This is a genomic window from Zemynaea arenosa, from assembly GCF_004614185.1.
GTDB classification, from domain to species: Bacteria; Pseudomonadota; Gammaproteobacteria; order Burkholderiales; family Burkholderiaceae_D; genus Telluria; species Telluria arenosa.
In genome coordinates this window covers 1-8,618 of record NZ_SPVF01000155.1, presented here as the reverse complement: position 1 = coordinate 8,618, position 8,618 = coordinate 1, and the positions used below count along the sequence as shown (strand labels likewise).

Sequence of the window (8,618 nt, the reverse complement as noted above, 5' to 3'; positions counted from 1 at the left end):
CCGGTGGCCTGAGCGCTGGGCGGGGAAGCAGCGAACGCCGAGCGGGCGACCATCCTGGCCGCGCAGCGGGCGCGCGGCCAGGACCGGCAGCGCCCTTACTTGGCTGCCTCGGCCGGCTTCATGTCCGCGCTCGCCGCTTTGGCCGACTTGGCGGTCTTGGCGGGCTTGCCCGCGGACGCCATGTCCGCGCCTTCATAGCCCTTGCCATTGACCATCAGCCCGGCCTCGGACAGCTTGGCCGAGGCCTTCGCGCCCATGCCCTTCACGCGCTTCTGCAGGTCGGCCCAGTCCTTGTAGTCGCCGTTCTTGTTGCGCTCTTCGATGATGGCCTTGGACTTGGCGGGGCCGATGCCCTTCACCGCATCGAGCGCGGCGGCGTCCGCCTTGTTGACGTCGACCTGGGCCCAGGCGAAGTTGATCGACATGGCCAGGGCGGCCAGCGCCAGCAGGAATTTCTTCAGCATGATGTCCTCCGAAAGTGAACAGGACGGCGGGTGCCATCCCTGCGGGCGATAACGCGGCCTCCGGAGCCGCGTTGACCCGCCAGATTCGGAACAGGAGAAGTCCTATAGCTGAGGTAGGAGCTCAGGCAGGAAAGAGTTCGTCGCGCGTCACGGTGGCCGTGCCGAGCTTGCCAACGACGATGCCGCCCGCGCGGTTTGCCATGGCCAGGGCGTCGGCCATCGGCGCGCCCGCGCCGAGCATGCAGGCCATCGTCGCGATGACGGTATCGCCGGCGCCGGAGACGTCGAACACCTCGCGCGCATCGGCGTGCACGTGCAGCACCTCGTCCGCCGTGAACAGGCTCATGCCCTCTTCCGAGCGCGTCAGCAGCAAGGCCTGCAGGCCGAGTTCTTCGCGCAAGGACTGCGCCTTCTCGGCCAGCTGCTCCTCGGTCTTCCACGACCCGACAATGCGCTTGAGCTCGCTCTTGTTGGGCGTGATGATGGTCGCGCCCGCGTACGGTGAAAAGTCGTCGCCCTTCGGATCGACCATCACCGTCTTGCCCGCCGCGCGCGCGGCCTGCACCATCTGCGCCACGTTGACCAGGCTGCCCTTGTTGTAGTCGGAGAAGATGATCACGTCGTAGTCCGGCAGCAGCGCATTGAACTGCGCCAGCTTGTCGCGCAGCGTGGTCTCGCTGGGCGGCTCCTCGAAGTCGATGCGCACCATCTGCTGCTGGCGCCCGATCACGCGCAGCTTGATGATGGTGGAGATGGCCTCGTCGCGCTTCAGGTAGCTGGCAATCGACGATTCACTCAGCAGCCGGTTGACCTCGTCGCCCGCCTCGTCCGCGCCGACCACGCCCAGCAGGCCGCAGTGCGCGCCCAGCGCGGCCGCGTTGCGCGCCACGTTGGCCGCGCCGCCGAGCCGCGCCTCGCGCTTCTCGATGCGCACCACGGGCACCGGCGCTTCCGGCGAAATGCGGCTGACGTCGCCAAACCAGTAGCGGTCCAGCATCACGTCGCCGACGACCAGGATGCGCACGCGCGCCAGGTCGGGCGTGGGGACGGAGGTGTGCGCGTCGGCGCTCAGCAGGCGGCTGGCAATGCTCATCGCAGTCCCTTACTTACGCGTGAGGACTGAGCGGCCAATGCCGTGGTACTCAAAGCCGTTTTCGGCCATGACCTCCGGCTCGAACAGGTTGCGCCCGTCAAAGATCACCGGCGCCTTGAGCACGGCCTTGATGCGGTCGAAATCCGGGCTGCGGAAAGTTTTCCACTCAGTGACGATGACCAGCGCGTCGGCTTCGTTCAGCGCGTCCATCTGCCCGTCCATGAACTGGATACGCTCGACCAGCACAGCCGGCAGGTCCAGCTTGAGCACGCGCTGCGCTTCCGGCATCGCGACCGGGTCGTACACGGAGACCGTGGCGCCGCGCGTCAGCAGGTCCTTCAGCAGTACGCGGGACGGCGCCTCGCGCATGTCGTCCGTGTTCGGCTTGAAGGCCAGGCCCCAGACCGCGAAGTGGCGCCCGGTCAGGTCCTCGCCGAAGCGCGAGATCACCTTGCGGCTCAGCACGCGCTTCTGGTTGTCGTTGACCTTCTCGACGGCGCGCAGGATCAGCAGGTCCTGCTGGTACTGGCGCGCGGTGCGCTCCAGCGCCTGCACGTCCTTCGGGAAGCAGGAGCCGCCGTAGCCGGCGCCCGCGTACAGGAAGCTGTGGCCGATGCGCGGATCGGAGCCGATGCCGTGGCGCACCGCCTCGATGTCCACGCCCACCTTGTCCGCCAGGTTGGCCAGTTCGTTCATGAACGAGATGCGGGTCGCCAGCATCGCGTTGGCCGCGTACTTGGTGAACTCGGCCGAGCGTACGTCCATCCAGTAGGTGCGCTCGTGGTTGCGGTTGAAGGGCGCGTACAGCTTCTTCATCAGGTCGTGCGCGCGCGAGCCGTTGGCGGTGTCGTCCAGGCCGATCACGATACGGTCGGGGCGCATGAAGTCCTCGACGGCCGCGCCTTCCTTCAGGAATTCGGGGTTCGAGACCACGGTGAATTCGGCATTCGAACCGCGCGACGCCAGCTCTTCCGCAATCGCCGCGCTGACGCGGTCGCCGGTGCCGACCGGCACGGTCGACTTGTCCACGATGACCTTGAAGCCGTCCATGTACTTGCCGATGTTGCGGGCCGCGGCCAGCACGTACTGCAGGTCGGCCGAACCGTCCTCGTCCGGCGGCGTGCCGACGGCGATGAACTGCAGGGTGCCGTGCTTGACCGAGGCTTCCACATCGGTCGAGAACTGGATACGGCCCGCCGCGCGGTTGCGCCTGACGATCTCTTCCAGACCCGGCTCATGGATGGGAATGCCGCCGTTGTTCAGCAGGTCGATCTTGCGCTGGTCCACGTCCAGGCAGAACACGTCGTTGCCCAGTTCGGCCAGGCAGGCGCCAGTCACCAGGCCCACATAGCCGGTGCCGATAATCGTAATTTTCATGGTCGGTACTTAGTTCATCACATTCAGTTCTTCGGTGCGGCGCGGCGGGTAGGTCTCCCACCGGCTGCACCCCGGGCACTGCCAGTAGAACTGGCGCGCCTTGAAGCCGCAGTGGCTGCACTGGTAGCGTGCCAGCTTGGCGGTGTAGCCGTGCACCAGGTTCTTCACCATGGACAGCTCTTCCCATATCTCCTTGGGCGCATCCATCAGGCGCACTTCCAGCAGCTTGTCCAGGCCCAGCAGGGTCGGGTTGCGGCGCAGCTCTTCCACCACCAGTTTCTTGGCGGCGTCGGTGCCGTCCAGTTCCACCACGGCCTTGAACACGACTTCGATCAGGTCGATCGACGAGGCCTCGGCCAGGTAGGAGCGCAGCAGGTTGACGCCTTCCTGTGGGCGGCCGACGGCGCGGTAGCCATCCATCAGGCGCTGGGCCACCAGGGCCACGTGCGGCACCGACTGCTGCTCCACACGGCGCCAGGCCAGCAGCGCGCCCTCGACGTCGCCCTTGGACAGCAGCGCATCGCCAGTCAGGATCGTGGCGCGCACGCTGTTGCGGTCGGTCTGCAGGGCCTTGTCGAGCAGCGCCAGCGCCTCGTCCGGCTTCATGTGGACCAGCGCATCGTGCGCCAGTTCGCAATGGAACTGCGAGATTTCCTTCTGGCGGGCGCCGGCGCCGGATTCCTGCAGGCCGCGCGCGGATTCGATGGCGCGGTCCCACTCTTTTTCGCGCTGGAAGATCTCCAGCAGCGCGCGGCGCGCCTGCACGCCGTATTGGGTGTCCACCAGGCGGTTGAAGGTTTCTTCGGCGCGGTCCAGCAGGCCCGCCTTCAGGTAGTCCATGCCCAGCTCATACTGGGCGTGCACCTGCTGCTCCTGCGGCAGGTCCGGCCGCGACAGCAGGTTCTGGTGGACGCGGATGGCGCGCTCGGTCTCGCCGCGGCGGCGGAACAGGTTGCCGAGGGCGAAGTGCATGTCCGCCGTTTCCGGATCGAGCTTGACGATCTCGATGAAGGCGTCGATAGCCTTGTCCGGCTGTTCGTTGAGGAGAAAGTTGAGACCCTTGAAGTAGCCGCGCGGCAGCGTGCGCGACTCGGAGACAAGCTGCTTGATATCGACCCGCGCCGCAATCCACCCAAGGGCGAAGAACAGCGGGATACCCAGCAGCCACCAGATTTCCAATTCCATGCGGTGTGTGTTTTCTTGTTATTCGGGTTGACCGGTTTACTGGGCGCCAGACCCGTCCGGCTGCGGCTGGGCGGCCACGCGGCGCGCACCTTCCTGCAGCTCGGCGATGGTGCTCGTGTGGCGGCGGTTTTCGCGGCGGTGGCGGAACACGGTCGGCGTCACGGCCAGGATCCCGAGGGCGGCGCCGACCACGAAGAAGGCCAGCAGCATCAGCACCAGCGGGCCGCGCAGTTCATAGTTGAGGAAGAAGTGCAGGTCGACCTCCTGCGTGTTCTTGAGCGCGAAGCCGAAGAACAGCACGAACAGGATGCATCCAAGGACGGTGGTCACGATTTTCATGGGGAAGCCTGCGTATTTCTGATCCAATAGCGAAGTGTGGCACAAACCCGGCCATCCTACCAAACCCGGCCGGGCAGCCAATAAAAAACGGCATCCGGAGATGCCGTTTTTGGGTGCAGGGAACCTGCCGAGACGACTTAATCCTCGATGATCGGCTGCCCGACCATGGCGTCGACACGCTCGCGCAGCTGCTTGCCCGGCTTGAAGTGCGGGACCCGTTTTTCCGGGACCATCACCTTGTCGCCGGACTTCGGATTGCGGCCGATGCGCGGCGGGCGGCTGTTGAGGGCGAAACTGCCAAAACCACGGATCTCGATGCGCTGCCCGGCCGAGAGGGCGTTGGTCATCGCATCGAGGATGGTCTTGACCGCATATTCCGCATCCTTGGCCACCAGCTGGGGATAGCGCTCCGCCAGCCGGTTGATCAGTTCGGACTTGGTCATCTGGTCGTTCCCAGCAAATTACTGCTTGTTGTCGAACTTGGCTTTCAGCAGCGCGCCCAGGCTGGTGGTGCCCGAAGCGGCGCTCGAGTCAGCTGCCATCTTCTGCATCTGCTCTTGCGTGTCAGCGTTGTCCTTGGCTTTGATCGACAGCTGGATCGAACGGGCCTTGCGGTCGATGTTGATCACCATCGCTTCGACGGAATCGCCGACTTTCAGGTGGGTGCCAGCATCTTCCACGCGGTCGCGCGAGATCTCGGAAGCGCGCAGGTAGCCTTCGACTTCTTCGCTCAGGGCGATCACGGCGCCTTTCGGCTCCACCGACTTGACGGTACCGGTGACCAGCGAGCCCTTGTCGTTCATGGCGGCGAAGTTGTTGAACGGGTCGCCTTCCAGCTGCTTCACGCCCAGGGAGACGCGCTCGCGCTCCACGTCGATGGCCAGGACCACGGCTTCCAGCTCATCGCCCTTCTTGAACTTGCGCACGGCTTCTTCGCCGGACTCGGTCCAGGACAGGTCGGACAGGTGCACCAGGCCGTCGATGTTGCCCGGCAGGCCGATGAACACGCCGAAGTCGGTGATCGACTTGATGGCGCCACGGACCTTGTCGCCCTTCTTGTGGTTCGCACCGAACTCATCCCACGGATTCGGCTTGCACTGCTTCATGCCCAGCGAAATACGGCGACGCTCTTCGTCGATCTCCAGGACCATGACTTCCACTTCGTCGCCCAGCTGGACAACTTTGTTCGGAGCCACGTTCTTGTTGGTCCAGTCCATTTCGGACACGTGCACCAGGCCTTCGATGCCCTGCTCGACTTCCACGAACGCACCGTAGTCGGTCAGGTTGGTGACCTTGCCGAACAGGCGGGTGCCTTGCGGGTAGCGACGCGACAGACCGGTCCACGGATCGTCGCCCAGCTGCTTGACGCCCAGCGAGACGCGGTTCTTTTCCTGGTCGTACTTGAGGACCTTGGCGGTGATTTCCTGGCCAACCGACAGCACTTCCGACGGGTGACGCACGCGGCGCCATGCCAGGTCGGTGATGTGCAGCAGGCCGTCGATGCCGCCCAGGTCCACGAACGCACCGTAGTCGGTGATGTTCTTGACGACGCCGGTGACGACGGTGCCTTCCTTCAGGGTTTCCATCAGCTTGGCGCGCTCTTCGCCCATCGAGGCTTCGATCACGGCGCGGCGCGACAGCACCACGTTGTTGCGCTTACGGTCCAGCTTGATGACCTTGAATTCCAGGGTCTTGCCTTCGTACGGGGTGGTGTCCTTGACCGGACGGGTGTCGACCAGCGAACCCGGCAGGAAGGCACGAATGCCGTTGGTCAGGACGGTCAGGCCGCCTTTGACCTTGCCATTCACGGTGCCGGTGACGATCTCGCCCGACTCCATGGCTTTTTCCAGGGCCAGCCACGAGGCCAGGCGCTTGGCCTTGTCACGCGACAGGATGGTATCGCCGAAACCATTTTCCAGCGATTCGATGGCCACGGAGACGAAGTCGCCCACTTGGACTTCAACTTCACCCTGGTCATTCTTGAATTCGTCGATAGGGATGAACGCTTCGGATTTCAGGCCGGCGTTCACGATCACGAAGTTGTGATCGAGGCGCACGACTTCAGCGGAGATCACTTCGCCCGAGCGCATGTCCTGGCGTTGCAGGGATTCTTCAAACAGCGCGGCAAAAGATTCCATGCCGGAAGTGGTGGTGTTAGCAGTAGACATGAGGGTATTCAAGGTTAGCCAGCAAGGCTCGCACTATGCGACTTCAACTGGGAGAGGTTACACACCCGGCGCGGCTGCTCCGGGACCCAACAACAAGAGCGCCGCGCTGAGGCTGCGGCGCTCCTGGTACAACATGCGGTGAAAAATTCACTCCATTACTTGTGCCGGACTTGCGCGTACCAGGCCAGGACCTGTTCGACCGCGTCCGCGGCCGACATCTGCGAGGTATCCAGCAAATGGGCGTCCTGCGCAGGTGCCAGCGGGGCGACGGCGCGGTTCATGTCGCGTGCGTCGCGGGCCTGCAAATCCGCAAGAAGGTCTTCCATCTTAGCAGGAAAACCTTTGTCAATCAATTGCTTATAGCGGCGTTGCGCCCTCGCCTCAGTTGAGGCCGTGAGGAAAACTTTCAAGGTGGCGCCGGGGAAAATCACGGTGCCCATGTCGCGCCCGTCGGCCACCAGGCCGGGGGTCTTGCGGAAGGCCAGCTGCAGGCTGTAGAGGGCCTGGCGGACCGTGGGCAGGGCGGCGATCTTCGATGCCATGTTGCCAACTTCCTCGGCGCGGATGGCATGCGCGACATTCTCGGTGCCGAGGTAGATGGCGTCGCCCTTGAAGGTCACCTCCAGGTGCTCGCCCAGCTTGGCGATGGCGTGCTCGTCGGTGAGCGGAACCTCGCGGCGCAGGGCTTGCAGGGCCGTCAACCGGTACAGGGCGCCCGAGTCGAGCATGTGGAAGCCCAGCCGCTCGGCCACCAGGTGGGCGACCGTGCCCTTGCCGGACGCGGTCGGGCCATCGATGGTGATGACCGGAATGTTGTTGTTCTGCATATCCAGGGATGAAACAGGAATTCGACCCTGCATTATCCCACGGCGCGGATGGCCTCGAACACTTCAAAATAGGTGGGGAAGGTCTTGGCCACGCACTTGGGGTCGTTGATCCGCTGGGGGGCGCCCTTGCGCAGCGCGCCGTCCAGGGTGGCGAGCGAGAAGCACATGGCCATGCGGTGGTCGTCGTAGGTGTCGATGGCGGCGGACTGGATCTGCGGCGGCGGGGTCACGCGCAGGTAGTCGGCGCCCTCCTCCACCGTGGCGCCGACCTTGCGCAGCTCGGTGGCCATGGCGGCGATGCGGTCGGTTTCCTTCACGCGCCAGCTGGCGATGTTGCGCAGGGTGGTGGTGCCGTCGGCGTACAGGGCGGCCACGGCGATGGTCATGGCGGCGTCCGGGATGTGGTTGAAGTCCATGTCGATGGCTTTCAACGGGCCGTTCGACGTGGCTTCGATCCAATTGTCGCCGCGGGTGATGGTGGCGCCCATGGCTTCGAGGGCCTCGGCGAACTTGACGTCGCCCTGGATGGAGTCCTTGCCGACGCCATCCACGCGCACGGGGCCGCCGCCAATCGCGCCGGCGGCCAGGAAGTAGGAGGCGCTGGAGGCGTCGCCTTCCACGTGGATGCGGCCGGGGCTCAGGTAGCGGGCGCCTTTTTTGATGGTGAAGGAGGACCAGCCGTCCTGCTGGACCGTGACGCCGAAGCGGCGCATCAGGTTCAGGGTGATTTCGATGTAGGGCTTGGAGATCAGGTCGCCGATGACGTCGATCTTCACGTCGCGGTCCTTGGCCATCAGCGGGGCGGACATCAGGAGCGCGGTCAGGAACTGGCTCGACACGTTGCCGCGCACGGCGATGGGGGCGTCCTTGATGGCGCCGCGCTTGATGTGCAGCGGGGGGTAGCCGGGGGTGCCGGTGTATTCGATGTTGGTGCCGATGTCGTTCAGGGCGTCCACCAGGTCGCCGATGGGGCGCTCGTGCATGCGGGGGACGCCGTGCAGCGTGTAGTCGCCGCCGATGACGGCCAGCGCGGCGGTCAGGGGGCGGATAGCGGTGCCGGCGTTGCCCATGAAGAGGTCCGCTTGCGCGTTGGGCCAGACCCCGCCGGCTCCGCGCACGATGTGGCGGGTTTCAGGCTTCGCGCTCGGCGCTGCCGCGGCCGGGG

General features: G+C 65.0%; 9 protein-coding genes. All 9 read right to left on the bottom strand.

The window, feature by feature from the left end; genetic code table 11:
- Window positions 1-95 precede the first annotated feature (95 nt).
- A complete protein-coding gene (locus E4L96_RS12585; protein ID WP_135207573.1) occupies window positions 96-464 on the bottom strand; it encodes a ComEA family DNA-binding protein in 369 nt (122 codons plus the stop codon).
- A 121-nt stretch (window positions 465-585) separates the two neighbouring features.
- Entirely contained in the window at window positions 586-1,557 is a 972-nt protein-coding gene (rfaE1, locus tag E4L96_RS12580) for a D-glycero-beta-D-manno-heptose-7-phosphate kinase (protein ID WP_135207572.1), read from the bottom strand.
- A 9-nt stretch (window positions 1,558-1,566) separates the two neighbouring features.
- A complete protein-coding gene (locus E4L96_RS12575) occupies window positions 1,567-2,934 on the bottom strand; it encodes a UDP-glucose dehydrogenase family protein (protein ID WP_135207571.1) in 1,368 nt (455 codons plus the stop codon).
- Between the two features lie 9 nt (window positions 2,935-2,943).
- A complete protein-coding gene (gene lapB / locus E4L96_RS12570; protein ID WP_135207570.1) occupies window positions 2,944-4,119 on the bottom strand; it encodes a lipopolysaccharide assembly protein LapB in 1,176 nt (391 codons plus the stop codon).
- A gap of 36 nt (window positions 4,120-4,155) precedes the next feature.
- Window positions 4,156-4,458, bottom strand: a complete 303-nt coding sequence (locus tag E4L96_RS12565) for a LapA family protein (protein ID WP_135207569.1) — start codon at window positions 4,456-4,458, stop codon at window positions 4,156-4,158.
- Window positions 4,459-4,595: 137 nt separating this feature from the next.
- The gene (locus E4L96_RS12560) at window positions 4,596-4,901 is read right to left on the bottom strand and encodes an integration host factor subunit beta (protein ID WP_135207568.1); all 306 of its coding nucleotides are present in this window, start codon (window positions 4,899-4,901) and stop codon (window positions 4,596-4,598) included.
- Between the two features lie 18 nt (window positions 4,902-4,919).
- Window positions 4,920-6,626, bottom strand: a complete 1,707-nt coding sequence (gene rpsA, locus E4L96_RS12555; protein WP_267874330.1) for a 30S ribosomal protein S1 — start codon at window positions 6,624-6,626, stop codon at window positions 4,920-4,922.
- A gap of 155 nt (window positions 6,627-6,781) precedes the next feature.
- Window positions 6,782-7,453, bottom strand: coding sequence for a (d)CMP kinase (gene cmk, locus E4L96_RS12550; protein ID WP_135207567.1), 672 nt, complete (start codon window positions 7,451-7,453; stop codon window positions 6,782-6,784).
- Window positions 7,454-7,485: 32 nt separating this feature from the next.
- On the bottom strand, window positions 7,486-8,618 hold a 1,133-nt coding region (gene aroA / locus E4L96_RS12545; RefSeq protein ID WP_135207566.1), incomplete at its 5' end, for a 3-phosphoshikimate 1-carboxyvinyltransferase.